Source organism: Asanoa hainanensis, assembly GCF_900188485.1.
GTDB lineage: Bacteria > Actinomycetota > Actinomycetes > Mycobacteriales > Micromonosporaceae > Asanoa > Asanoa hainanensis.
In genome coordinates, this window is sequence record NZ_FZPH01000003.1 from 337,208 (window position 1) to 362,173 (window position 24,966).

The following is a 24,966-nucleotide window of genomic DNA, read 5'->3' on the forward strand; positions in this document are numbered from 1 at the left end:
CGGCGCATGGTGCTGGCCGCGTTCGGCCTGTGGATGGCCGTTCTCACGGTCGTCTACTACCTCGCGCCCCTGTCCTGGCGCCTCGGCGTCTGGACCGCGCTCAGCGTCAGCGGCGCCGCGGCCGTCCTGGTCGGCATCCAACTCAACCGTCCCCGGCTCACGGGCGCCTGGCTGTGGTTCTTCGCCGGGTTGGTCTTCTACGCCGCCTCGGACCTCTCGTTCAACCTGACGTTGCCGGGCGGACCCGCCAGACCCCCGCTCACCCTCTCCGACGACATACTCCTGCTGATCGGCGTGGTGCTGATCGCCGTCGCGCTGTTCAAGTTCACGCGCGCCGCGGAGCCAAGACCCGACCGGCCCGCCCTCATCGACGCGTTCGTGCTGGTGCTCGGCACGGGCCTGCTCGCCTGGGTGCTCACCGTCGAGGCCCGCTTCGCGCAGCCACACGTCGGCGTGATCACCGGCGTCCTGCTGATCGCGTACCCGGTCTTCGACATCATCGTGCTCGGCATGGTCGCGCGGCTGGTCACCGCGGTGCGGCTGAGCCCGGCGGTGATCCTGTTGGCCCTGGGCATCGTGGGCTACGTCGTCGCCGATGCCCTGTTCCGGATCGGCCGCATCGACGACCAGTGGCTCGTCCGGACCCCATTGGACCTCGGCTACATCGCCCTGTACGCGTTGTGGGGCGCCGCCGCGCTCGTACCGTCGATGCGCGGGATCGGCGAGCGCCGGCTGGCCCGGCCACGCGAGGCGACCGTGTTGCGCCTGGTGATCCTGGGGATCTCCGCGCTGATCCCACCGGCCATCCTGTTGTACGAGACGATCGGGCTCGGCACGGTGCGACACGGCGTGGTCATCGCCATCTCCTCGCTGGTGATGTTCCTCCTGGTGATCGCGCGGCTGGTGAACCTGGCCAACCGCCTGCGCGAGCAGATCGGGCGGGAACGCGGCCTGCGCACGGTGACCACCGCGCTCGTCTCCGCCGCCGACGACGAGGGGATCGCCGACGCGCTGGACGACGGCATCCGCGACGTGCTGGAACCGGGCACCACCTACCACTTCCTGTTGATGACCCAGGGAGCCGACGCCAAGGCGATGGGCCGGCACCTGGGCGCGCTGCCCAAGTCGTCGATCGAGGCGGTCCGCCGGCTCGGCGAGCCGACGCTGCTGGAGAGCGGTGAGCTGCCCCGTTCGATCGCCGCGGCGCTCGGCGCCCACCGGCCGGACGGGCACGGCGCCGGGTCCGACAAGCTCACCCTGGCGTTGCCGCTGACGGTCGGCGAGAGCGGCAAGGAGGACACCACCGTCGGCGTGATGCTGGTCGCCGCCGACGAACGCCCGCTCTCGGCCGCGCAGGACCGGCTCGCCGTGCTCGCCTCGCAGGCCGCGTTGGCCATCGACCGGGTGACGCTGAGCGAACAGCTACGCAAGCGGACCAGCGAGGAGTACTTCCGCGCGCTCGTGCACAACGCCGCCGACGTCATCCTGATCATCGACTCGGAAGACCGCATCGCGTACGCCAGCCCGTCCGCCCGGGCGATGTTCGGCGAGGTCGACCTGGTCGGCACCATGCTGCTGGACCACGGCGACCCGGCCGAGCGGGAGCGGGCCGAGCGGGTGTTCCGCCGGATCCAGGACCGTCCGGTCGGCAGCGTCGAGCCGGACAACTGGGGCACGACTGACTGGACCTTGCGTCGCCCCGACGGCACGGCGGCCCAGGTCGAGATCTCCGTGCGCGACCTGCGCGCCGACCCGACCGTGCGCGGGCTGGTCTTCACCCTGCGGGACGTGACCGACAAGCGCCGGCTGGAGCGGGAGCTGACCCACCGGGCCAACCACGACGCGCTGACCGGGCTGGCCAACCGGACGCTGTTCGCCGAACGGATGCAGAAGGCCGTCGAGGCACACCGCGGCGTCGTCGGCGTGCTCTTCATCGACCTCGACGACTTCAAGGTCGTCAACGACACGCTCGGCCACGCCAGCGGCGACCAGGTGCTCAAGGCCGTCGGCTGGCGGATCAGCTCCGCGCTGCGCCCGCACGACACGGCGGCCCGCCTCGGGGGCGACGAGTTCGCCGTGCTGATCGACGACGCCGGTGAGCCCGGTGACGTCGAGGACGCGGCCGACCGGATCATCCGGGCACTGCGCCAGCCGTACAGCATCGGCGGCGACCTGATCAGCTGCTCCGCCAGCATCGGCATCGGCACCACCGCGGACGCCAGCGACGGCTCCGAACTGCTCCGGCAGGCGGACCTCGCGCTCTACGTGGCCAAGGGCGCGGGCAAGAGCCAGTGGCGGCGCTACCAGCCGGAGCTGCACACCACGATTGTCGAGCGGCTCGAGCTGCGGGCGGAGCTCGACCGCGCGATCCACGACGGCGGCCTGCTGCTGGAGTACCAGCCGATCGTCCGACTCGACGACGGGCACGCCGTCGGCTTCGAGGCGCTGCTGCGGTGGAACCATCCCACCCGCGGCCGGCTGACGCCCGACGCGTTCATCGACGTGGCCGAGGAGTCCGGGCTGATCGTGCCGATCGGCGAATGGGTGCTGCGCACCGCGATCGCGGCCGCCGCGACCTGGCGCAAGGGCCAGGCCTACGGCGCGCCGTACGTGGCCGTCAACGTGTCCGCCCGGCAGTTCCGGACCCCCGGCTTCGTCCGGCTGGTCAAGCGCGAGCTCGCCGCCAGCAAGCTGCCGCCGTCCTGCTTGATGCTGGAGATCACGGAAAGCCTGCTGCTGCGCGACGACGACCAGGTCTGGGACGACCTCGCCGAGGTGCGCCGGCTCGGCGTGCGGGTCGCGATCGACGACTTCGGCACCGGCTACTCGTCACTGAGCTACCTGCGGCACGTGCCGCTCGACGTGCTGAAGATCGACCGGCTGTTCACCGGCACGGTCACCACCTCGACCCAACAGCGCGCGCTGGTCGACGGCATCGTCCGGCTGGCACACACGCTGGGCCTGGAGGTGGTCGCCGAGGGCATCGAGACCACCGACGAACGCGAGCTGCTGCGCCGGATCGGCTGCCCGTACGGCCAGGGCTTCCTGTTCTCGCGACCCATGCCGCTGCCCGACGCGCTGCGCTGGCTGCGCCGCACGGAGCTCGCGGCCTAGAGCTTTACCGTTTTTCCGACCTCGCGAGCGCGCTCGGCGGCGGCCAGCACCCCGACCACCTCGCGTCCGAAGTGGACACCGACGTCGTGCCTGGCCCCGGCGACCTCGGCGATCAGCAGGTCGATGGCCTGGCCGAAGGCGACCAGCACCGCACCCTCACCACGCGGCACTTCGCGCACACCCCGCTCGCCGAAGAAGGTGATGTCGCGCAACACCGCCGCCGGCGGCGCGTCGACCGAGAGCGTGACCGTGCTGACGGCGCCGGACTCGTGGCGCAGCACCAGGTTCGTGGTGGACCGCGGTCCCTCGACGGCGGACACCTCGGCGACCGGGCCGAGCACCGGCAGCACCTGGGAGAGGGCGTGTGGCCCGACGTCCCAGAGCCCGCCGTAGGTGCGCCGCCACGGCGAGGCGCCGTACGGGTTGCCGGGCTGGAAGATCGAGGCCAGGTGCGCCACCCGGCCGCCCTGCCAGCCACCGACGGCGGCGAGCTCCCGCAGCGCGGCTGTGACGTTGTCCTGGAACCGGGCGGTGAAGAACACCACCGACGCCACGCCGGCGGCGTCGACGGCGGCCACGACCCGGTCGGCCGCTTCGACGGTCAGGGCGAGCGGCTTGTCGAGCAGCAGGTGCCGGCCGGCCTTGGCGGCCCGCTCGGCGATCTCCGGCTGCACGTCGGGCGGCAGCGCGACGGCGACGGCGTCGACATCGCCGAGCAGGTCGTCGATGTCCGCGTACGCGCGGCTGCCGGTGGCCTCGGCCAGGACGGCGGCCTTGCCGGGGTCGCGACCCCAGACACCGACGAGCTCGGCGTCGGGGTGGGCGACGATCGCGGGTCCTTGGGTGGCGGTGGCCCAGGGGCCGGTGCCGAAGAGGCCGAACCGGAGAGGCATGGCCCCATCCTGCCCGATGACAAATGCCACCCTGCCTGCGAGTACGGTGTGCCCGTGAACGGCACCCTGTCCGGCATCGTGATCGGCCTCTCGCTGCTGGTCGGCGCGTGGGCCCTGGTCTCGGCGCTGCGCCACCGCGCGCCGGACCGCGGCCAGCTCATCGGCCTGGCCGTCGTCGAGGTCGCCCTGATCGTCCTGCTGGTGGCGGCGGCGGTCGCGGCGAGCGGCGGCGACCGCCCGGCGAGCGCGGTGACGTTCCTCGGCTACGTCGTGACGATCGTCTGCCTCCCGCCCCTGGGCTGGGTACTGGCCCGATTGGAGCCGACCCGGTGGGGCTCGGTGATCGTCGTCGTGGTCTGTCTGACGATTCCGGTGCTGGTGTTGCGCCTGCACCAGACGTGGCAGGTGGTGACCAGTGGCTGAGCAGACCGCGCCCCGCACGCTCGGCACGGGCCCGGGCCGGGCGCTGATCGCCGTGTACGGCATCTTCGCGCTCTCGGCCAGCGCCCGGGCCGCGGTGCAGATCGGCTCCAAGTTCAGCGAGGCCCCGCTGGCCTACCTCCTGTCGGCCTTCGCCGCAGTCGTCTACATCGTGGCCACGGTCGCCCTGGCCCGAGGCGGCGAAACCTGGCGCCGGGTGGCCCTGGTGAGCTGCTCGATCGAGCTGGCCGGCGTGGTCACGGTCGGCCTGCTGAGCGTCTTCGACGCGGGAGCCTTCCCGGACGACACAGTCTGGACGGACTTCGGCCGAGGCTACGGCTACGTGCCCCTGGTCCTCCCGGTCATCGGCCTACTCTGGCTCCGCTACGCGGGCCGCAAGGCCCGCTAAGACTCGGAGCGGGCCGCATCCTTGCCCGCTCTTGACCCTAGAGCCCGGAGCTGGGACCGCCGGCGACGTAGATCACCTGGCCGCTGACGAAGCCCGCGCCTTCGCTGGTCAGGAACGAGATCGTGTGGGCCACGTCTTCCGGCTGGCCGATGCGCTTGACCGCGATCTGTTCCGCGGCGCCCTTCTTCAGCAGGTCGAAGTCGACGCCCATGCGGGCGGCCGTGGCCGCCGTCATCGCTGTTTCGATGAAGCCCGGTGCGACCGCGTTGGCCGTCACGTTGTAGCGGCCCAGCTCGATCGCCAGCGTCTTCGTGAAGCCCTGCATGCCCGCCTTGGCCGCCGCGTAGTTGGCTTGGCCCCGGTTGCCCAGTGCCGACGTGCTGGACAGGTTGACGATCCGGCCCCACTTGGCGGTCACCATGTGCGCCTGGACGGCCTGGGTGACCAGGAACGCGCCGCGCAGGTGGACCGAGAGCACCGTGTCCCAGTCGTCGTCGGTCATCTTGAAGATCAGGTTGTCGCGGAGCACGCCCGCGTTGTTGACCAGGACCGTCGGCGGGCCCAGCTCCGAGGCGATCCGGGCCACGGCCTCTTCGACCTGCGAGCGGTCGGCCACGTCCGCGCCGATGCCGACCGCCGTGCCGCCCGCGGCCGTGATCGCATCCACTGTGGACTTCGTCGCGGTCTCGTCGAGGTCGACCACCGCCACCGCCAGGCCGTCGGCGGCTAGCCGCTGTGCCGTCGCCGCACCGATTCCGCGCGCCGCACCCGTGACGACCGCTACCCGCTGACCCATCCCAGACCTCCTCGTCGGTTACCGCACAGTAGCCGACGCCACGCTCATCCGGCAGGGGCCCGGTTCAGCCGAATCCAGCGGTAGCCGTAGCCGGCCACCTTGATCGAGGTCAGGTCGCCGACCTCCGGATACTCCTGGTCTGCCAGCACGTCGTTGGGGTGGTCCGCCTCGGCCGCCAGCTTGCCCAGGTCGACCGTCGCCGCCTTCCGGCCCAGGTTGTGCACGAACAGCATGCAGCCGGTGGGGCCGTCGGCCCGGTGCGCGAGCACGCCGGCCGGCACCGGCACGTCGACGTGGGTGCACGAGCCGGCGCCGACCTCGGGCGCCTCGCGCAGCGTCCTGATCATCCGCTCGAACCACGCCAGCAACGACGCCGGATCGTGCCGCTGCGCGGTGACGTTGACGGTCTCGTAGCCGAACTCGCCCCCGGAGACGACCGGCCGGAACGGCGTCGCGGTGGAGAACCCGGCATTGGGCAGGGTCGACCACTGCATCGGCGTACGGATGGCGAACCGCCCGTCGAGCGCCAGGTCCTCCCCCATCCCGATCTCCTCGCCGTAGCGCAGCACCGGCGTGCCGCGCAGCGAGAACTGCAGTGCGTAGGCCAGTTCCAGGCGCCGCCGGTCGTTGCCCAGCATCGGGGCGAGCCGGCGCCGGATCCCGCGGTCGTAGATCCGCATGTTCTCGTCCGGGCCGAACGCGGCGTACACCTCGGCGCGCTGTTCGGCGGTGAGCCGGGACAGGTCGATCTCGTCGTGGTTGCGCAGGAACGTCGCCCACTGGCCGCCCGACGGCAGCCGCGGCGTGTCCCGCAGCGCGTCGATCAACTGCTCCGGGTCCTCCCGGGCCAGCGCCAGCACAAGCCGGCCGTTGAGCATGAAGTCGAACAGCATCTGCACGCGGTCGTTGGCGTCGCCGCCGGAGCCGAAGTAGTCCACGAGCTTCTCCGGCTCGACGTTGGCCTCGGCCAGCAGCACCGCATCACCGCGCCGCCACTGCGCGTGCTGGCGCAGCTCCGTGATCAGGCCGAAGTCCTTGGGTGAGTCCGGGTTGCCGGGCTCGGTCAGCTCGGCGATGAACGGCAGCGCGTCGATCCGGAACCCGCTCACGCCGAGGCGCAGCCAGAAGGCGACGATCCGCTTGACCTCCTCGCGTACCGCCGGGTTGGCGAAGTTGAGGTCCGGTTGGAACTTGTAGAACCGGTGGTAGAACCAGGCCTTGGCGGTGCGGTCGTAGCTCCACGTCTCGTCCTGCTCGCCCGGGAAGACCATGCCCTGCTTGCGGTCCGCGGGCTCGGTGTCGCTCCAGACATACCAGTCGCGGTACGGCGAGTCGGGCGAAGAACGGGCGTGCTGGAACCACGGGTGCTGGTCGGAGGTGTGGTTGACCACCAGGTCGATGATCACCCGGATGCCCCGGTCCTCGGCCTGGTGCAACAGTTCCGCGAAGTCGCCGAGCGTGCCGATCCGCGGGTCGACGCCGTAGAAGTCGGTCGCGTCGTAGCCGTCGTCGTGGCCGGGCGTCGGGTGGATCGGGTGCAGCCAGAGACAGGTCACCCCGAGCCGGGCCAGGTAGTCCAGCCGGCCGATCAGCCCGCGCAGGTCGCCGACGCCGTCACCGTCGGAGTCCTGGAACGTGTCGACGTCGAGGCAGTACACGACTGCCTTCTGATACCACCGGTCACCCATGCCGACAGGTGTTAACCGGGCGGCGGTCCGGCCAAACAAGGACCGCACCGCCGCCCGGCCGGGGGGATTCAGGAAAGCAGAGCGGCCGGGTCGGTGCCGATGGCGCCCCGGACGGCCTTGGTGAACTCGTCGGCCAACACCTCGTCGTCGCCGGCCGCGATGCCGTCGACGCCGGCCCGGGCGACCACCCGGGGGTCGGTCTTGGGCAGCGTGACGTGCGCCGCCAGATCCGTGTCGACGTAGCCGACGTAGAGCCCGGTCACCCCGACGCCCTGCGGCGCGAGCTCCGTGCGCAGGTGGTTGGTGGCCGACCAGACCGCCGCCTTGGACGCGCCGTACGCGCCGCTCGGGATCCAGGAGAGCACCGAGGCGACGTTGAGCAGGTGCCCGCCGCCGTTACGGACGATCACGGGTACGAAGGCCCGGGTGACGTCGAGCAGCCCGAACAGGTTCGTGTCGAACTCGCGCCGGATGTCGGCCGGGTCACCGTCGAGGAAGCTCCGGCTGTACGTGTCGATACCGGCGTTGTTGACCAGCAGCGTGACGTCGCCGGCGGTGGCCGCCGCCCGCTCGATCGACGCGTGGTCGGTCACGTCGAGCTGGATCGGGACCGCGCCCGTGTTCGTCACCGTGCGTGGGTCGCGGGCCGCCGCGTAGACCTTCTTCGCGCCCCGGTCGAGGAACTCCTCGACGAACGCCTTGCCCAGGCCGCGGTTGCCACCCGTCACCAGTACCGTCGCGCCGTTGATCTGCATGTCGACTCCTTGAAACCGATCGGTTTCCACCAACGTAAACCGATCGTTTTCCAATCGCAAGATCTGGCGCTACGCTGTGGTGATGGCAACAGGCAAGACCGCGACTCCCCGTGACCGCCTCCTGGCGGCGGCCACCGACCTCTTCTATCGCGAGGGCGTGACCGCGACCGGCGTCGAGCGGCTGTGCTCGGTCGCCGGGGTGTCCAAGCGGTCGATGTACCAGCTCTTCAAGACCAAGGACGACCTGGTCGCCGAGGCGCTGAAGGCGAGCGGGCCAGGCACCAACGCGGCGTTCTTCCCGGAGGACGCCGAGACGCGGCCGCGCGAGCGGGTGCTGCACGTCTTCCGGGTGCTCGAAGACCTGGCCGGTCAGCCCGCTTTCGCCGGCTGCCCGTTCGTCAACACCGCCTCCGACCTGCGCGACCACGACCACCCGGCGACCGTCGTGGCCCGCGAGTTCAAGCAGGAGCTCACCGACTGGTTCACCGCCGAGGCCCGCGCCGCCGGCGTGGCCGACCCGGAGCTGCTGGGACGGCAGTTGACCGTGGTGTTCGACGGTTCGGCGGCCCGCACCGTCGTGCACGGCACCGGTCTCGACGGGTTGAGCCTGGCCACGGCGGCCGCCCTGCTCGACGCCGCAGGTGTCGCCTAGCACACCACCGTTCACAACCTCGCCCGAACTCCGGAAGGTCGTGGATACCGCCCGTAGCGTCGAAACGAGTTGTGACCGCAGCGCGCATGGGGGAATCGATGACCACCGGACACGTAACGACCAGTGACAACACCGACATCTTCTTCAAGGACTGGGGCAGTGGACAGCCCGTCGTCTTCAGCCACGGCTGGCCGCTGACCGCGGACGCGTGGGACGACACCATGATGATGGTCGCCGACAACGGCTTCCGCGGCATCGCGCACGACCGGCGCGGTGGTGGCCGGTCCAGCCAGCCCTGGGAGGGCAACGACCTCGACCACTACGCGGACGACCTCGCCGAGGTGATCGAGCAGAACGACCTGAACGACGTCGTCCTGGTCGGCCACTCGACCGGCGGCGGCGAGATCACCCGGTACGTCGGCCGGCACGGCACCGACCGGGTCGCGAAGATGGTGCTCGTCGGTGCGATCCCGCCGCTGATGCTGAAGACCAAGAACAACCCCGAGGGCCTGCCCATGGAGGTGTTCGACCAGCTCCGGGAGGGCGTCAAGGACGACCGGTCGCAGTTCTACCTGGACCTCGCTCCGCAGTTCTTCGGCGCCAACCGCAAGGGTTCCGACGTCTCGCAGGGCATCCTCGACGACTTCTGGGAGCAGTGCATGACGGTCGGGATCAAGGGTGCGTACGACTGCATCGAGGCGTTCTCCGAGACCGACCTGACCGACGACCTCAAGGCGATCGACGTGCCGACGCTGTTCATCCACGGCGACGACGACCAGATCGTGCCGTTCGCGGACGCCTCGAAGAAGGCCGTGAAGATCGTCAAGGACGCCGAGCTGAAGGTCTACCCGGGCGCACCGCACGGACTCTTCGAGACCGAGCAGGACAAGTTCCAGGGCGACCTGCTCAACTTCCTTAGGAGCTAGCGGAAGACGCCGATCTTCTTCGCCTCGTACCCGGGGAAGATCTTCTTCCAGTCCTTGACGCCCATCCGGGCGCCGAGCAGCTCGGTCATGACGTCGCGGTAGTCGTTGGCGCCGGCCAGGTCGCCCTGGTCGAGGGCGCCGGCGGACAGGCCCGGCCAGCGGCCGTGCACCTTGCCGCCGTTCAGGCCGCCGCCGAGCAGCAGCATCAGCCCGCCGTGGCCGTGGTCGGTGCCGGAGTTGCCGTTGGCCTCGACCCGGCGCCCGAACTCGCTCATCGTGACGATCGAGGTGTTGTCCAAAGCGGACCCGAGGTCGGTGGCGAACGCTCCGAGCGCACCCGCGAGCTCGTTGAGCCGGTTGCGCATGTCGCCGCCGTCCGGGCCGCCGATGTTGGTGTGCATGTCCCAGCCGCCGATGTCGACGGCCGCGACCCGCAGGCCGACCTTGGCCTTGATCAGCCGCGCGACGTCCTTGAGCTGGTCGGAGAAGCCGCCGCCGGGCCACTGCGCGCTGCCCTGGTAGTCGGCCTGGGCGATCTTCCGCGCGGTCGAGATGGACTTGAGCGTCTCGGCCGCCTGGCCGCCCAGCGGGTGGTCGCCGACCCCGGTGTAGAGCGCCTTGAGCGCGGTCAGCGTCTTCTCCCGCATGCCGCTGCCGGCCCGCAGGTCGAAGTCGCGGATGCCCTGGAGCACGAGCTTGCTCTGGCCGCCGACCAGCGACCGGGGCAGCGCCGAACCCTCGGCGACGGCGCGGAACGTGGTGCCGGGGCCGAGTTGTTCGAGCACGCGGTCGAGGAAGCCGGTGTGCACCGAGGTCGACGCCGCACCCCGTTCTAGACAGTCCTGCGCCTGGAAGTGCGACCGGCTGGCGTCCGGCGACGCGACCGCGTGCACCGCGGCCATCATGCCCTTCTCCCAGAACGGCACCAGCGGCGCGAGCCCCGGGTGCAGGCCGAACCGGTCGTCGCCGGCCAGCAGCGCGCCCGGTTGCACGGCGATGCCGCCCCGGGCGTTCAGGTAGTTGCGGTCGCCGCGCGGCACGACCACCGACAGGCCGTCCATGCCACCGCGCAGGAAGACCACGACCAGCGTGCGGTTGGTGGTCGACGGGGCACCGAACGCCACCCGCGTGGTGACGACCTGGTTGGCCAGGCTGGCCACGCCGACCGCGCCCGCACCGGCCAACACGCGGCGCCGGGTGAAGCCCTTGCGCCACTGGTCACGCTGCGCCCGCAGGTCCGCCGCGACCGCCTCGGCCTGCACCCGGATCGCCGCCTCCGGCAGGTTCGGGCCATAGCGGGCCAGCTCATCGCTGTTACGCGGTCCGCTCTCGACAGTCATGGCCTCACCGCAACGCGTGGTAGATGGAGTCCAGCAGCAGCGGCGCCAGGTGCTCGACCTTGCCGCCCAGGCTGCTGTTCTTGACGGCGGTGCTGTCCTTCGCGGAGAGGAAGGTGAGCAACGCCTTGCGGTGCCCCGGGTTCAGCTTCTGGAACACCAGGCGGTCCGCCAGGCTGTCGACGTACGGCCCCGTGGTGCCCGGCCGTTTGCCGACCAGACCCTCCACCTTGGGGTACGACAGCCCGCGCTCGTAACCGCCGATCAGCGCGCGGTGCGCGTTCCACAGCGCGAGCGTGGCGTGCGCGGACCGCCAGGCGGCCGCGACGTCCGGGTAGCCGTTCGGCGGCACCCAGGCCATGGGCGCGTTGCCGAAGCGCTCGGTCATGAAGTACAGGCCCTCAACGCCGGAGCGGGTGTCGGAGCCGGGCGCGATCCCGAGCGCCCGGGCAGCGGCCACGAAGTTCTCCAGCGGGCGGCGGGTCTTCATGCCGGACGCGATCCAGAACTCCTGCGACCGGAACAGCACCCGCAGCACCGGCGCGATCGCGGTGCCGTTCTCGAGGTACGTGTCGGCGAGCCGTTGCACCAGGCCGTTGGGCGGCGCGTCGCAGACGAACCGCACGGCCAGCTTGCGCGCGATGTTCTTCGCGGTCGACGGGTGCGTGGCCAGGTATTTCAGGTATCGCTCGCCGACGTCGAGACCCTTGGACCGCGACGGGTTCTTGTCCTTGAAGCCGAGCACCTTGACGGGGTCGACCCAGTGCCGGTCGGCCGCGTAGCGGAACTGCCCGTCGTCGGTCACCGTGCGCCCGGTCAGGATGTACGCGCTGTTGCGCACGTCCTTCTCGTTGTAGCCGCCGTCGATGCCGACGGTGTGCAGCTCGAGCAGCTCGCGGCCGTAGTTCTCGTTGACCGACCGCCGGTCCGAGGCCGCGTTGTCGAGATAGCGCAGCATCGCCGGGTGCCGGGCGCTGGCCTTGAGCATGTCGGAGAACTTGCCGAGCGCGTGCTTGCGGATCACGTCGTTGTCGTACGAGGTGCGCACGTCCCAACCGCCGTCGAACGGGTTGGTCACGTTGAGGTGGTTCGACCAGAAGTCGACCATCACCTCGAAGAGTTGGCGGCTGCTCCACATCTGCCGGGCGATCGTCGCCTGGCCGAGCTCGAACTGCGCCTGGTAGTCGCCGTCCTTGACCGTGCGGCGGATCTGCGCGGTGCTCATCGAGGCGGTCGGGAACGCGGCCATCGCCTTCGTCGCCACCGGGTCGTCGACCTTGCCCGGGTTGAGCTGCTGCTCCAACCACTCGTCGATGCCGGTCTTGGTGGCCGCGTCGACCAGCACCCGCGTCGGCCCGAAGGTGACCCGCCGCAGCATGTGCAGGATCGGGTCGCGGCTGAGCAGGTTCGGGTTGGTCGGCGTCTTCTTGGCGGCGGCTGCCGCGGCCGCGGCGGCGGTGTCCATCAGGCCGGCCGCGCCGAGGTCGATGGAGTCGCCGAGCGACTGGGTGTAGCTGGCGTCCCGGTCGGCGAACGCCCCCGCGTCCCGCGGCGACCGGGTCGAGGTGGCCGAGTCGCCCAGCGCGGCGGAGATGCCGCCACCGCCCAGCACCGCGACCGCCGACCCGACGGCGCCCGTGGCGACCACGGCCGCGCCGGCGCCGATCAGCACCTGCCTGCGGTTGCGCACGAGCTTGAGCAGCGTGGGCTCGCCGGCCTTCGCCAGCCGGGCGACGCGCGGCACGAGCGGATCGGGCGCCCGGTGCCGGGACGCACCCTGCCGTTGCGCCATGCCCCCACACCTCACATGCCCAGGTCCCGCGCCGACTGATCCAGGCCGGACCATAGATGGACGCACCCGCAACCCTCAATGCGAGGGACGGTTTGTTAAGCCCGCCCTAAAGATTGCCGCCTGGCGGGAGCCCTCCCACCAAAACATTGACATGCGTCCCTTGGTTCGCTAGAACTCTCGTGAGAGCGCTCTCACGTAGCCCATCCCCCCACAAAAAGAGCGAGGCTTCATGAAACGTCGCGCACTCGTATCGATCGCCACAGCGGTGATCACTGTCGCGGCCGTCTCCGCCGCCGTCAGCGCCAACGCCTCCCTGCCGTCCGCTCCGTCCGGTTGGACGCTGGCCTGGAGCGACGACTTCAACGGGTCGGCCAACAGCCTGCCCTCGTCCTCGAACTGGATCATCGACACCGGCACCGGCTATCCCGGCGGACCCGGCAACTGGGGCACCGGCGAGATCCAGACCTACACCAACAGCGCGTCCAACCTGAGCCTGGACGGCTCCGGCAACCTGCGGATCACCCCCGTCCGCAACAGCTCCGGGCAGTGGACCTCGGGCCGGATCGAGACGCAACGCAGCAACTTCCGGCCGCCGTCGGGAGGAATCCTGCGGATCGAGGGGCGCATCCAGATGCCCAACGTGACCGGTGCGTCGGCCGCCGGCTACTGGCCCGCGTTCTGGGCGCTCGGCGCCCCGTACCGGGGCAACTACTGGAACTGGCCGGCCATCGGCGAGTTCGACATCATGGAGAACGTCAACGGGATCAACTCCGTCTGGGGTGTGCTCCACTGCGGAGTCAACCCGGGCGGGCCCTGCAACGAGACCAACGGCCTCGGCGCGAGCCGGGCCTGCCCCGGCTCGTCGTGCCAGTCGGCCTTCCACACCTACCGGTTCGAGTGGGACACGAGCGTGAGCCCGCAACAGCTGCGCTGGTACGTGGACGGCACGCTCTTCCACACCGTCACGTCGGCGCAGGTCGGCGAGCCGCACTGGTCGAACATGACCAGCCACGCCGGCTACTTCATCCTGCTCAACGTCGCCATGGGAGGCGCGTTCCCCAACGGCGTCGCGGGCTCCGCCACGCCGACCGGCTCCACCGTGTCGGGCCGGTCGATGCTGGTCGACTACGTCGCGGTCTACACGAGCGGCGGCGGTGGCACCAACCCGACCAACCCGCCGACCACCCCGCCCACTGGCGGCGGTGGCAGCGCGTACAGCCAGATCCAGGCCGAGTCGTTCAACGCCCAGAGCGGCGTGATCGTCGAGTCGTGCAGCGAGGGCGGCCAGAACATCGGCGCGATCAAGAATGGCGACTGGGTCCAGTTCAACAACGTCAACTTCGGCTCGACCCCGGCGCGCGACTTCGTCGCCCGCGTGGCGTCGGGCGCCGGCGGCGGGGTCAGTGGCCTGGTCGAGGTGCGGTTGGACAGCCGCAGCAACGCCCCGATCGGCAGCTTCGCCCTGGCCAACACCGGCGGCTGGCAGAGCTGGCGATCGATACCAGGCAATATCACCGCAACCACGGGCACCCACACGGTCTTCCTGACCTTCACCAGCGGCCAGCCCAACGACTTCGTCAACGTCAACTGGTTCCAGTTCCGGAACTAGGTATTGACAAGAATCTGTAAACAGTCTTAATAATTGGCCATCTATCGATGTGAGCGCGGGCCTGGGGAGGACTTTTATGCGCTTGCGGACTTTGATGGTCACCGCGGCGGTCACCCTGCTCGGTGGGGTGACCGCTGTCGTGGTCGCCTCTCCGGCCATGGCCGCCGGACCAACCGCGACGTTCGTCAAGACCTCCGACTGGGGCTCCGGCTGGGAGGGCAAGTACACGATCACCAACGGCGGCACGACCACCATGAACGGCTGGGCGGTCGCCTTCGACCTGCCGTCGGGCAGCTCGGTGGGCAGCTTCTGGGACGCGGACATGACGCGGTCCGGGCAGCGGTTCACCTTCACCAACAAGTCCTGGAACGGCACCCTGGCTCCGGGCGGCACCGCGTCGTTCGGGCTCATCGGTGCCGGCGCGGGGTCACCCGCCAACTGCACGCTCAACGGCGCGTCCTGCGGCGGCACCACCGACCCGGGCACGCAGGTGCCGGGCACGCCGGGCGCGCCCAGCGTCACCGGCGTCACCCAGACCAGCATCTCGCTCGCCTGGGGTGCCAGCAGCGGCACCGTCACCGGCTACCGGGTCTACGAAGGCACCACTGTCAGGGCGACCGTGACCGGCACGTCCGCCACGATCGGCGGGCTGGGAGCCAACACCACCCACACGTACACGGTCGCCGCGTACAACTCCGCGGGTGAGTCCGCCCGCAGCGCCACCGTCACCGGCACCACCAGCGGCGGGACCGGTCCGACCGTGCCCGGCGTGCCCGGCAACTTCCGAGTCACCGGCACCACCGGCAGCGCGATCTCGCTCGCCTGGAACGCCAGCAGCGGCACCGTCACGGGCTACCGGGTCTACGAGGGCAGCACGGTCCGCGCGACGGTGACCGGCACGACGGCCACGATCAGCGGCCTGCCGGCCTGCGCCTCCCGGACGTACACGGTCGCCGCCTACAACACCGTCGGCGAGTCCGCCCGCAGCGCCGCCGTCAGCGGCACCACCACCGGGTGCTCGACCGGCCCACTGCCGGCGCACTTCCTGACCGGCTACTGGCACAACTTCGTCAACCCGGCCGTCGAGCTTCGGCTGCGGGACACCCCGGCGGCGTACGACCTGATCGCGGTCGCCTTCGCCGAGGCCACCACCATACCCGGCGCCGTCACCTTCGCCGTCGACCCCGGCCTGTCCAGCGCGCTCGGCGGCTATTCCGACGCCGACTTCCGCTCCGACATCGCCACCATGCACTCCCGTGGCAAGAAGGTGATCCTCTCGGTCGGCGGTGAGGCGGGTCGCGTCGCCGTCAACGACGCCACCAGCGCCACCAACTTCAGCAACTCGATGTTCAACCTCATCCAGTCGTACGGCTTCGACGGCGTCGACATCGACCTGGAGAACGGCCTCAACCCGACCTTCATGGGCCAGGCGCTGCGGAACCTGCGCAGCCGGGTCGGCGCCAACCTGATCATCACGATGGCGCCGCAGACGATCGACATGCAGAACGCCACGGTGTCCTACTTCAAGCTGGCCCTGGACATCCGCGACATCCTCACCGTCGTACACACCCAGTTCTACAACTCCGGCTCGATGCTCGGCTGCGACCAGTCGTTCGCCTACAGCCAGGGCACGGTCAACTTCATGACCGCGCTGGCCTGCATCCAGCTCGAGGCCGGGCTGCGGCCGGACCAGGTCGCGCTCGGCCTGCCCGCCGGACCCGGCGCCGCCGGTGGCGGGGTGGTCGCGCCGAGCCTGGTCAACCAGGCCCTCGACTGCCTGGCCCGCGGCACCAACTGCGGCAGCTTCCGCCCGCCGCGCACGTACCCGGGCATCCGCGGTGCGATGACCTGGTCGATCAACTGGGACGTCAGCAACGGCAACCAGTTCGCCAACACCGTCGACCCCCACCTCGCCACCCTCCCCTGAGGAGCACAGCTGTGAGACTCACGAGACAGCTCGCGGTCACCGCCGCCCTGGCCCTCGCGGCCATGGCGGTCGGGGTGGCCGTCGCACCGGCCGCGTCCGCGGCCACCGCCGCCTTCGTCCGCACGTCGAGCTGGGGTTCGGGCTACGAGGCGCGGTTCACCGTCACCAACAACACGTCGTCGACCATCACCTCGTGGAACGTGGCGTTCGACCTGCCGAGCGGCACCTCGATCGGCAGCTTCTGGGACGCCGACATGACCCGCAGCGGTCAGCGGTTCACCTTCACCAACAAGAGCTGGAACGGCACCCTCGGCCCGAACGCGACGGCCAGCTTCGGCTTCGTCGCGGCCGGCACCGGCGACCCGACCAGCTGCACGGTCAACGGCTCGTCCTGCGCCGGCGGCCCGCCGACCAACCCGGGCGCACCGCCGACGCCGGGCAACGTGCGGGTCACCGGCACCACCGCCAACTCCATCTCGGTCGCCTGGAACGCTTCGTCCGGCACGGTCACCGGCTACCGGGTCTACGAGGGTACGACCGTGCGCGCCACGGTCACCGGGACCAGCGCGACGATCGGCAGCCTGCCGGCGTGCGCCTCGCGGTCCTACACGGTGGCCGCGTACAACGCCCAGGGTGAGTCGGCCAAGTCCGGCGCGGTCACCGGCACGACGACCGGCTGCACCAACCCGCCGGCCGGCACGCAGATCGCGGCGCCGTACATCTACTCGTGGGGCAACGTGCCCAACATGAACACGGTGATGTCGGCGACCGGCATCAAGTGGTTCACCAAGGCGTTCGTGCTCTCGGGCGGCGGCTGCACACCCGCCTGGGACGGCAACCGGCCGATCAACAGCGCCGGCGACGCCCAGCAGATCGCGGCGATCCGGGCCGCCGGCGGCGACATCATCCCGTCGGTCGGCGGTTGGAGCGGCAACAAGCTCGGCCCGAACTGCTCGTCGGCGTCGGCGCTGGCTGGTGCGCTGCAATCGGTGATCAACACGTACAGCCTCAAGGCCATCGACCTCGACGTCGAGAACACGGACGAGTTCGAGAGCGAGGTCGTGCAGGACCGGATCCTCGGCGCGCTGAAGATCCTCAAGCAGAACAACCCGAACCTGAAGACCATCGTGACGATCCCGACGGCCACGTCCGGGCCGAGCTGGTGGGGCACCCGGCTGATCAACCAGGCCGCCGCGCTGCAGGCCAATGTGGACGTCTGGACCATCATGCCGTTCAACTTCGGCGGCGGTGCCGACATGTACGCGAGCACGGTCAGCTCCGCCGAGGGTCTGAAGAACGCGCTGAAGACCGCGTTCGGCTGGTCCGACGCCACCGCGTACGCGCACATGGGCATCTCCGGCATGAACGGCCGCTCGGACCAGAACGAGATCACCACGACCGCGCAGTGGACGTCGATCCGCGACTGGGCCGAGACACGCGGCCTGGCCCGGCTGGCGTTCTGGTCGGTCAACCGCGACCGCGGTTGCGCCGGCGGCCCGCTGAGCTCCGACTGCTCCAGCATCGCCCAACCCGACTGGGAGTTCACCCGTATCACGGCCCAGTTCGGCTGACTCCTATAGATACGACCCGCCGCCGTCACTGCCCCCGGGCGTGGCGGCGGCGCGGCAGCTAGGCCGAGCCCTGCTTGCGCACCAGCCGCAGCAGCTCGGTGTGGGTGGCAACGTCGGCGGCGATCAAGAGCCCGCCGACACCCGTGTGCAGCGGCTGCCCGTGCAGACCCGTCACCACACAGCCCGCTGCGGCGCAGATCGCGAGACCGGCCGCGAAGTGCACGCTGTCGGCGAAGTGCCCGTCGGTGACGTACGCGGCCCGGCGCCCCGCCGCCACCCAGGCGACCGCCAGCGTCGTCGACAGCACCCGCGGCCCGAAACCGTCGACGAACTCCGGGTCCGCCAGCAGCGTGGTCGCCCGGAACAAGGCGCTGTTGGGGAACGGCGGGTCCAGGTTGACGTCGACCAGCAGCGACGCGGCCGACGGGCGCAGCTCGCTGTCGAGACCGTTGCGGCGCAGCCAGGCGCCCGTGCCGTCGGTCCAGAACAGCTCGCCGGCGAGTGGGTCCGCCGACGCCGCGGCCGTCACCTCGGCGGCTGTCCGGAGCGCGACGTTGACCGCGACCAGCGGCGTGCTGACCGCGAAGTTCAGGGTGCCGCAGAGCGGGTCGACCAGCCACAGCCGGTCGCCGCCGAGCCCGTTGTGCCCGCTCTCCTCACCCAGGAACCCGTCGTCGGGCCGGTGCTCGCGAATCACCGACAGGATCGCCCGTTCGGCCTCGATGTCGGCCGTGGTGGCGAAGTCCCGGTGCGACTTCGCGTGGTGCTCGACCGGCTCGCCGTAGTAGCGCCGGACCACCGCGGCACCAGCCTCGGCCGCCGCGACGGCCACCTCCGCGTCGTTCACAGCGACGCCTTGGCCCGGTTGCGCTTGCGGATCTTCTTGCGCACCCAGAGCACGACGATGACCGCGACCAGGGCGTAGATCGCGTAGTCGAAGTACTGCGCGTACTGGTCGACCCGCTGCCAGTTGGAGCCGAGCGCGTAGCCCGCGCCGACGAACAACGAGTTCCAGACTCCGCTGCCCAGCGTGGTGTAGGCGACGAACCGCCCGATCGGCATCTCGTTGGCGCCCGCCGGGATGGAGACCAGGCTGCGTACCACCGGCACGCAGCGCCCGAACAGGACGGCGGCGTTCTCGTGCCGCTCGAACCACTTGTCGGCCTTCTCCAGGTCGTCGGTGTCGACCAGCGGGAGGCGGTCGAGCCATCGCTTGAGCCGTTCCTCGCCGAGGCTGCGGCCCAGCCAGTAGAGGACCAGCGCGCCGACCACCGAGCCCGCTGTCGCGGCGATGATCACCCAGGCCAGGTTCATCCGGCCCTGGTTGGCCAGGAACCCGCCGAGCGTCAGCACGATCTCGCTGGGGATCGGCGGCACCAGGTTCTCCAGCGCGACCAGCAGGCCGACGCCGACGGTGCCCAAGGAGTCGATCACCCCGGCCACCCACCCGGTCAGTCCACCAAGATCGCGAGGGTCGCCTTCCGCGGCCAGCGCCATGTGCCAAAGCTCCTCAGGTCGTCGGGGGATCTGGAATTACTACCCGACCAACCTGAAAGCATGCTGAAGCTCAGCTGTTCGCGGGCGTGATGTTGTTGTTCGAGCGGAACATGTTCGTCGGGTCGTATTTCGCCTTGATCTCGGCGAGTCGGCGCAGGTTGGCCCCGAACGCGCTGTCCACGGCGACATCCGGCGGTTCGTCCGACCGTCCGGTGAAGTTGAGGTACACACCGTCGTCGCCGTAGTCGGCCGATTCCGCGAAGGTCCGCCGCACCCAGGCGATGTTGGCGTCGTTGTCGGCCGGTTCGGCCCAGTTGCCGTCGATGGAGAGCAGGAACGGCGAGGAGCGCTGGGCGAACGCGGTCGCGTCCGGCGCCACGGCGGCGATCGCTCCGCCCATGTGGAAGATGTTGACCAACGTGAACGGGCTGGGCCGGTCGAGCGCCCGGTCGGCCACGAAGTCGATCGCCTCGTCACTCAGTGACGAGAGATACCGCGACTTCCAGTACGCCTGGAGCGTGTTGCGCGGGAAGAAGGCGTCGAAACCCTGCTGCACGGCGGTGAACGGCATCGGCTGCGACATGTCCATCAGCGGCGTGCCGAGCTCGCGCAGCGGACGCAGGATGTCCATGCCCTCGTCCGCGTCTCCCGAGTAGACGGCGCCGACCACCACGCACGCGCGGTTGTGCACCGCCTCCGGCAGCGCCGGGTCCGCCGGCATGGTGATGGTCAGGCAGGTGGCGGTCACCTCGTCTGGCGCGATCGCCACGTAGTCGCGCCAGCCGCGGATGACCTGCGCGGCCTCCTCGACCGGATAGAACGTGCCGCCGAACGCGACGGTCGGGCCGACCTCTTCGAGCGCGAAGGTGAACCAGGTGACCACGCCGAAGTTGCCACCGCCGCCGCGCAGCGCCCACAGCAGGTCGGTGTTCTCGGTCTCCGACGCGACGCGTACCTGGCCGTCGGGGCCGACCACCTCGGCCGCCACCAGGTGATCGCAGGCCAGCCCGTACTTGCGGCGCAGCCAGCCGTAGCCGCCGCCGAGGGTGAGCCCGGCGACGCCGGTGTCGGACACGACGCCGCCGGGCGTGGCCAGCCCGAACGCCTGGGTCTCGCGGTCGACGTCGGCCCAGACGGCCCCGCCCTGCACGCGAGCCAACCGAGCCGCGGCGTCCACCTGCACCGCGTGCATCGGTGCCAGGTCGATCAGCATGCAGCTGTCCGATGCGGACAGTCCGGCGATCGAGTGCCCGCCGCCCCGCACCGACACGGCCAGGCCGTTGTCGCGGGCGAAGGTGACCGCGTCGACCACGTCGGCGGTGCCGAAACAGCTCACCACCAGCGACGGGTCGCCGGGATGCATCGCGTTGAAGACCGCGCGGATCTCGCCGAACCCGGCGTCCTCGGGAGCCAGCACCGGGCAGGACACCCGTTCCCGCAGCTCAGCGATCATCTCGTCGGACAGGGCTGCCAGACCGCCTTGGACGGTCGCCGCGTGAATCGTCATCGCGCGCACCTCCGAATCCGAATATTCTACGCATATCGGCCGGAGGCTCGGAGCTGGTTCGCGACGATTGCTGGCTGCGCACGGCGGCGTAGACCAGCCACGCGGCCAGGTTGGCCAGCTCGATCCGTTGCCAGACTCCCTCGTACTGGCCCTCCCGCACCAGCTCGACCAGCAGGCCCGCGTTGACCACCACGCTGCCGGCCGCGAGGCCCCCGGCCCAGGTGCGGTCGGCACTGCCGGGTCGGGACGCCAGCCAGAACGAGACGATCGAGCCGATCCCACCGAGCGCGGCGAAGACCGAGGTCAGCGTGTGCGGGTCGAGCGCCACCTCGGCCAGGTCACCGGACAGCTCCGGGCAGCCCGGGTCGATCGAGGGCGCGCAGGTGAGCGCGGTCAGGCTGGCATCGAAGATCGTGGCCACCCCGAAGGCCGCCGCACCCAGCCACCCGGCGCGCTCCGTGCCGGTGAGGTCGTGCCCGCGAAGCAGCATGCGCGCCGAGCCGAGCAGCGCCAGCGAGCCGGCGGCCAGGTCGGCGGCCCGGAAGAGCTGGTGCCAGGGCTGGTCGGTGGCGGCCAGGTCGCTGGCCAACCCGGTGGCCAGCCCGAGCCGCGGGTTGAGCCACGGCCCGAGCAGCCAGGAGCTGTAGAGCGCGGACGACGCGGCGAACGCGACGGCGGGCCAGCGCGGTGGCCTCACGACGCCGCGCGGACGAGCGGGAACGGCAGCGTCTCGCGGATCGACCGGCCGGTCAGCAGCATGATCACGCGGTCGACACCGATGCCCAGGCCACCGGTCGGCGGCATGGCGTACTCGAGCGCCTGCAGGAAGTCCTCGTCGAGCTCCATCGCCTCCGGGTCACCGCCGGCGGCCAGCAGCGACTGCTCGGTCAGCCGGCGGCGCTGCTCGACGGGGTCGATCAGCTCCGAGTACGCGGTGCCGAGCTCGAAGCCGAAGCCGACCAGGTCCCACCGCTCGGCGAGCCGCCCGTCGTGCCGGTGCTGCCGGGTCAGCGGCGACACCTCGGTCGGGAAGTCCTTGTAGAACGTCGGCAGGTCGGTCTTGCCCTCGACCAGGTGCTCGTAGAGCTCCAGCAGCACGGCACCGCGGTTCCACTTCGGGTCGTACGCGATCTCCGCCTTGTCGCAGTAGCGGCGCAGCGTCGCCACGTCGCTGTCCGCGTCGACCACCTCGCCCAGCGCCGTCGACACCGCCTCGTTGACGGTCCGCACCGGCCACTCGCCGGAGATGTCGACCTCCTCGTCGGTGCCCGGCCTCCGGGCCACGGCCTGCCCGTACGCCGCGATCGCCGCCTCCTGGATCAGCTCCCGCGTCAGATGCAGCATGGTGTCGTAGTCCGCGTACGCCTGATAGGCCTCCAACACCGTGAACTCGGGGTTGTGGCTGTAGTCGGCGCCCTCGTTGCGGAACGTCCGGCCGAGCTCGAACACCCGCTCGACCCCGCCGACCGCCAGCCGCTTGAGATACAGCTCCGGCGCGATCCGCAGATAGAGCTTCAGGTCGTACGCGTTGATGTGGGTGGTGAACGGCTTGGCGTTGGCACCACCGTGGATCCGCTGGAGGATCGGCGTCTCGACCTCGAGGTAGCGGCGCCCGACCAGGGACTCGCGCAGCGCGAAAATGGCGTTGGCGCGCGCCTTGAGGATGTCCCGCGAGCGCTTGTTGGTCACCAGGTCGAGGTAGCGCTGCCGGACCCGGGCCTCCGGGTCGGCCAGGCCGCGGTGTTTGTCCGGCAACGGCCGCAGGCACTTGGCGTTGAGCTGCCACGAGGTCGCCTCGACGGTCAGCTCGCCGGTCTTCGTGGTGATCACCTCGCCGCTGACGCCGACGTGGTCGCCGATGTCGATGGTGTTGTCCCACTCGTCGACGGCGGTCCCGCCGAAGATCATGACCTGGAGGTCGCCGCTCCAGTCGCGGATGGTCGCGAACAGGATGCCGCCGTGGTCGCGCAGCAGCATGACCCGGCCGGCCACCGCGACCTTGTCACCGCTGCGCCGGTCGGGCGCGAGGTCGCGGTGGGCGGCGGCCGCCTCGGCGCAGGTGTCGGTGCGCGGGTAGTTGACCGGGTACGGGTCGATGCCGGACTCGATCAGCCGCTCTCGCTTGGCCAGCCGGACCCGCATCTGCTCGGGCGCCTTGTGGTCGATCGAGCCCGGCGGTGGCGGCGCCTCGGCGGCGTCGATCTCCTCGGCCACCCGGGCCCGCTCGTCGGCGTCCGGCGGCAGCACGTCGAGCTGCTCGCCGGTGCTGCCCGGCAGCGCGAGGAAGCCCTCGGCGATCGCCGACGACAGGCCGACCCGGACCAGCTCGCGGCGCTCGCCGAAGCACAGGAAGCGCGGCGCCCAGACCGGGTGGTACTTGGCGTTCGACCGATACAGCGACTCGAGCTGCCACCAGCGGGAGAAGAACAGCAGCAGCTTGCGCCAGAGCCGCAGGATCGGGCCGGCACCGATCCGGGCGCCCTCCTCGAAGACCGCGCGGAACACCGCGAAGTTCAGCGAGACCCGGTCCACACCCAGCCGGGGCGCGTTCTCCATGAGCTGGGCGACCATGAACTCCATGGCGCCGTTCTCCGCGTCGGGCGCGCGCCGCATCAGGTCCAGCGAGAGGCCGTGCGTACCCCATGGGCTGAACGAGATGATCGCCTTGACGCGGTCGTTCTTGTCGATCGCCTCGACCAGCACACAGCGGCCGTCCGACGGGTCGCCGAGCCGGCCGAGGGCCATCGAGAAGCCGCGCTCGCTCTCGGTGTCGCGCCACACGGTGGACAGCCGGGTCAGCTCCTTCAGCTCCTCGTCGGGGATGTCGGAGTGCCGGCGGACGGTCGCCGTGTAACCGGCCCGCTCGACCCGGTTGACGGCCTGGCGCACCGGGCGCATCTCCCGGCCGTCGAGTTTGAACTCCCGGGTCAGCAGGATCGCCTCGTCGCCGAGGTGGATCACCTTCAACCCGGTCCGGGCGTACGCGATGGCGCCCTCCTCGCTGGCGCCCATCACCGCCGGCGTCCAGGCGTAGTAGCGGGCCTGGGCCAGCCAGGCGTCGATCGCCGGGCCCCACGCCTCCGGATCGCCGACCGGGTCGCCGCTGGCCAGGCTCACCCCGTTGACCACGCGGTACGTGACCGCGGACTTGCCGGTCGGCGAGAAGATCGCGGACTTGTCGCGCCGGGTGGCGAAGTAGCCGAGCGAGTCGCGGTCGCCGTACTTGGCCAGCAGGGTCCGGATCTGCCGCTCGTCGCCGGCGTGTAGCTCCGCGTTGCGACGCTGCGAGCGCAGCAGCGTGGCCAGGGCGGCGAACACGGCGGCGGCGCCGAACAGGCCGAGCACGAAGCTGACCCAGCCGGGCGCCCGGCCGACCCGGGTGATGTCGAAGCTGAAACCGCCGCCGAGCACCCGTTCCGTCGCGTACGCGAGCTGGTTGCCGGTGCCCTGCAAGCTGCCGGGGAAGGCGGTGACCAGGCTCAGCCCGAGGCCGATCCCGACGATCAGCGTGCCGACGAAGACCGCGAGCGCCCGGCGGACGCTGCCCTTGGCCACGTGGGCGTAGAACTCGCCGCGGAACACGATCAGCGCGGCCAGGGCGACGACGGCGATGGCCAGGGAGCCCCAGAGCAGGGCCAGCTCGCCGGCGCTGTCGAAGAGCCGGTTGCCGGCGTCGTCCAGGAGCTCGGCGTCCGACACGGTGGACAGCACGATGGCGAGGATCAGGGTGATCAGCACGCTCAGGCTGAAGTAGACGGTCACGATCCACCACGCCACCCGCTTGCGGCGCAGGGTCGCCGTCGCCAGCACGGCCAGGAAGACTGTGTACGCGATGTTGGCCGGGGCCGGGATGATCAGCGCGTCGATGGTCTCCCGCACGGGCTGCACGCCGGTGTTGAAGATGTGCCCGATCGCCGCGATGAAGGAGACGATCGCGACGAACCACATGACCAGGCCGAAGATGCGGGGCACGTAGCGACCCCAGCGCAGGCCGCGCGGGCGGGCTATCGGCATCGCCGCGGACGTCTCGGCGACCTCGTCGACTGTCGTGGTCACGGCGCCCCTCCCGTGTT

General features: G+C 70.7%; 18 protein-coding genes and 2 pseudogenes. 9 read left to right on the forward strand and 11 right to left on the reverse strand.

Annotated features, from left to right (window positions below; all coding sequences use genetic code 11):
• Positions 1-6: 6 nt before the first annotated feature.
• On the forward strand, positions 7-3,114 hold the full coding sequence (locus CHC05_RS09155; RefSeq protein WP_179266103.1) for a putative bifunctional diguanylate cyclase/phosphodiesterase: 3,108 nt from the start codon (positions 7-9) through the stop codon (positions 3,112-3,114).
• Here CHC05_RS09155 and CHC05_RS09160 read toward each other — a convergent pair.
• Entirely contained in the window at positions 3,111-4,007 is an 897-nt protein-coding gene (locus CHC05_RS09160; protein WP_089246763.1) for a Gfo/Idh/MocA family protein, read from the reverse strand. The two genes, CHC05_RS09155 and CHC05_RS09160, sit on opposite strands and share 4 nt — an antisense overlap.
• A 48-nt stretch (positions 4,008-4,055) precedes the next feature.
• Here CHC05_RS09160 and CHC05_RS09165 point away from each other — a divergent pair, with 48 nt between their 5' ends.
• Both CHC05_RS09165 and CHC05_RS09170 read left to right on the forward strand, forming a co-directional pair.
• Positions 4,056-4,430 carry a hypothetical protein gene (locus tag CHC05_RS09165; RefSeq protein WP_245870727.1) on the forward strand — a complete coding sequence of 125 codons (375 nt, stop codon included), beginning with the start codon at positions 4,056-4,058 and terminating at the stop codon, positions 4,428-4,430.
• Positions 4,423-4,836, forward strand: coding sequence for a hypothetical protein (locus CHC05_RS09170; protein ID WP_089246765.1), 414 nt, complete (start codon positions 4,423-4,425; stop codon positions 4,834-4,836). Before CHC05_RS09165 ends, CHC05_RS09170 begins: the two co-directional genes overlap by 8 nt.
• Before the next feature lie 37 nt (positions 4,837-4,873).
• Here the strand turns inward: CHC05_RS09170 and fabG are convergent, their stop codons facing one another.
• The 3 genes from fabG to CHC05_RS09185 all read right to left on the reverse strand — a co-directional run bounded on the left by fabG (position 4,874) and on the right by CHC05_RS09185 (position 8,075).
• Positions 4,874-5,632: a 3-oxoacyl-ACP reductase FabG gene (gene fabG / locus CHC05_RS09175; protein ID WP_089246767.1), complete on the reverse strand. Its 759-nt coding sequence runs from the start codon at positions 5,630-5,632 to the stop codon at positions 4,874-4,876.
• Positions 5,633-5,676: 44 nt separating this feature from the next.
• Entirely contained in the window at positions 5,677-7,320 is a 1,644-nt protein-coding gene (locus CHC05_RS09180) for an alpha-amylase family protein (RefSeq protein ID WP_089246769.1), read from the reverse strand.
• Between the two features lie 68 nt (positions 7,321-7,388).
• A complete protein-coding gene (locus CHC05_RS09185) occupies positions 7,389-8,075 on the reverse strand; it encodes an SDR family oxidoreductase (RefSeq protein WP_089246771.1) in 687 nt (228 codons plus the stop codon).
• An 82-nt stretch (positions 8,076-8,157) separates the two neighbouring features.
• On the opposite strand from CHC05_RS09185, the gene CHC05_RS09190 reads away from it, so the two are divergent.
• On the forward strand, positions 8,158-8,727 hold the full coding sequence (locus tag CHC05_RS09190; RefSeq protein WP_089247481.1) for a TetR/AcrR family transcriptional regulator: 570 nt from the start codon (positions 8,158-8,160) through the stop codon (positions 8,725-8,727).
• Between the two features lie 86 nt (positions 8,728-8,813).
• Positions 8,814-9,653, forward strand: coding sequence for an alpha/beta fold hydrolase (locus CHC05_RS09195; RefSeq protein ID WP_218824492.1), 840 nt, complete (start codon positions 8,814-8,816; stop codon positions 9,651-9,653).
• On the opposite strand, the gene CHC05_RS09200 is transcribed toward CHC05_RS09195, so the two are convergent.
• Together CHC05_RS09200 and CHC05_RS09205 are read right to left on the reverse strand one after the other, a co-directional pair.
• The gene (locus CHC05_RS09200) at positions 9,650-10,993 is read right to left on the reverse strand and encodes a DUF1501 domain-containing protein (protein WP_089246773.1); all 1,344 of its coding nucleotides are present in this window, start codon (positions 10,991-10,993) and stop codon (positions 9,650-9,652) included. The two genes, CHC05_RS09195 and CHC05_RS09200, sit on opposite strands and share 4 nt — an antisense overlap.
• 4 nt (positions 10,994-10,997) lie before the next feature.
• Entirely contained in the window at positions 10,998-12,782 is a 1,785-nt protein-coding gene (locus CHC05_RS09205; RefSeq protein WP_179266104.1) for a DUF1800 domain-containing protein, read from the reverse strand.
• A gap of 229 nt (positions 12,783-13,011) precedes the next feature.
• On the opposite strand from CHC05_RS09205, the gene CHC05_RS09210 reads away from it, so the two are divergent.
• From CHC05_RS09210 to CHC05_RS09225, 4 genes and pseudogenes are all read left to right on the forward strand, one after another.
• Positions 13,012-14,391, forward strand: a complete 1,380-nt coding sequence (locus tag CHC05_RS09210; protein WP_089246777.1) for a carbohydrate-binding protein — start codon at positions 13,012-13,014, stop codon at positions 14,389-14,391.
• Positions 14,392-14,548: 157 nt separating this feature from the next.
• Positions 14,549-15,334: pseudogene (locus CHC05_RS43250) on the forward strand (cellulose binding domain-containing protein); the annotation flags it as partial.
• Positions 15,324-16,318 (forward strand): annotated as a pseudogene (locus tag CHC05_RS43260) (chitinase); the annotation flags it as partial. The pseudogenes CHC05_RS43250 and CHC05_RS43260, both read left to right, overlap by 11 nt.
• An 11-nt stretch (positions 16,319-16,329) precedes the next feature.
• Complete coding sequence (locus CHC05_RS09225) at positions 16,330-17,889, forward strand: cellulose binding domain-containing protein (RefSeq protein WP_089246779.1); 1,560 nt, start codon at positions 16,330-16,332, stop codon at positions 17,887-17,889.
• A gap of 58 nt (positions 17,890-17,947) precedes the next feature.
• Here the strand turns inward: CHC05_RS09225 and CHC05_RS09230 are convergent, their stop codons facing one another.
• From CHC05_RS09230 to lysX, 5 genes are all read right to left on the reverse strand, one after another.
• The gene (locus tag CHC05_RS09230) at positions 17,948-18,736 is read right to left on the reverse strand and encodes an inositol monophosphatase family protein (protein WP_089246781.1); all 789 of its coding nucleotides are present in this window, start codon (positions 18,734-18,736) and stop codon (positions 17,948-17,950) included.
• Positions 18,733-19,386 (reverse strand): DedA family protein, encoded by a 654-nt coding sequence (locus CHC05_RS42380; protein ID WP_089246783.1) that lies wholly within the window; start codon positions 19,384-19,386, stop codon positions 18,733-18,735. Before CHC05_RS42380 ends, CHC05_RS09230 begins: the two co-directional genes overlap by 4 nt.
• Positions 19,387-19,456: 70 nt before the next feature.
• The gene (locus CHC05_RS09240; RefSeq protein ID WP_089246785.1) at positions 19,457-20,893 is read right to left on the reverse strand and encodes an FAD-binding oxidoreductase; all 1,437 of its coding nucleotides are present in this window, start codon (positions 20,891-20,893) and stop codon (positions 19,457-19,459) included.
• A complete protein-coding gene (locus CHC05_RS09245) occupies positions 20,829-21,590 on the reverse strand; it encodes a DUF998 domain-containing protein (protein WP_089246787.1) in 762 nt (253 codons plus the stop codon). Before CHC05_RS09245 ends, CHC05_RS09240 begins: the two co-directional genes overlap by 65 nt.
• On the reverse strand, positions 21,587-24,949 hold the full coding sequence (lysX, locus tag CHC05_RS09250) for a bifunctional lysylphosphatidylglycerol synthetase/lysine--tRNA ligase LysX (protein WP_245870729.1): 3,363 nt from the start codon (positions 24,947-24,949) through the stop codon (positions 21,587-21,589). Before lysX ends, CHC05_RS09245 begins: the two co-directional genes overlap by 4 nt.
• Positions 24,950-24,966 lie beyond the last annotated feature (17 nt).

What these genes read in the sequence shown, in the direction of transcription:
- CHC05_RS09155 (WP_179266103.1), top strand. Translation starts at nt 7, where the DNA reads ATGGTGCTGGCCGCGTTCGGCCTGTGGATGGCCGTTCTCACGGTCGTC.
- CHC05_RS09160 (WP_089246763.1), bottom strand. Translation starts at nt 4,007, where the DNA reads ATGCCTCTCCGGTTCGGCCTCTTCGGCACCGGCCCCTGGGCCACCGCC.
- fabG (WP_089246767.1), bottom strand. Translation starts at nt 5,632, where the DNA reads ATGGGTCAGCGGGTAGCGGTCGTCACGGGTGCGGCGCGCGGAATCGGT.
- CHC05_RS09180 (WP_089246769.1), bottom strand. Translation starts at nt 7,320, where the DNA reads ATGGGTGACCGGTGGTATCAGAAGGCAGTCGTGTACTGCCTCGACGTC.
- CHC05_RS09185 (WP_089246771.1), bottom strand. Translation starts at nt 8,075, where the DNA reads ATGCAGATCAACGGCGCGACGGTACTGGTGACGGGTGGCAACCGCGGC.
- CHC05_RS09190 (WP_089247481.1), top strand. Translation starts at nt 8,158, where the DNA reads ATGGCAACAGGCAAGACCGCGACTCCCCGTGACCGCCTCCTGGCGGCG.
- CHC05_RS09195 (WP_218824492.1), top strand. Translation starts at nt 8,814, where the DNA reads ATGGGGGAATCGATGACCACCGGACACGTAACGACCAGTGACAACACC.
- CHC05_RS09200 (WP_089246773.1), bottom strand. Translation starts at nt 10,993, where the DNA reads ATGACTGTCGAGAGCGGACCGCGTAACAGCGATGAGCTGGCCCGCTAT.
- CHC05_RS09205 (WP_179266104.1), bottom strand. Translation starts at nt 12,782, where the DNA reads ATGGCGCAACGGCAGGGTGCGTCCCGGCACCGGGCGCCCGATCCGCTC.
- CHC05_RS09210 (WP_089246777.1), top strand. Translation starts at nt 13,012, where the DNA reads ATGAAACGTCGCGCACTCGTATCGATCGCCACAGCGGTGATCACTGTC.
- CHC05_RS42380 (WP_089246783.1), bottom strand. Translation starts at nt 19,386, where the DNA reads ATGGCGCTGGCCGCGGAAGGCGACCCTCGCGATCTTGGTGGACTGACC.
- CHC05_RS09240 (WP_089246785.1), bottom strand. Translation starts at nt 20,893, where the DNA reads ATGACGATTCACGCGGCGACCGTCCAAGGCGGTCTGGCAGCCCTGTCC.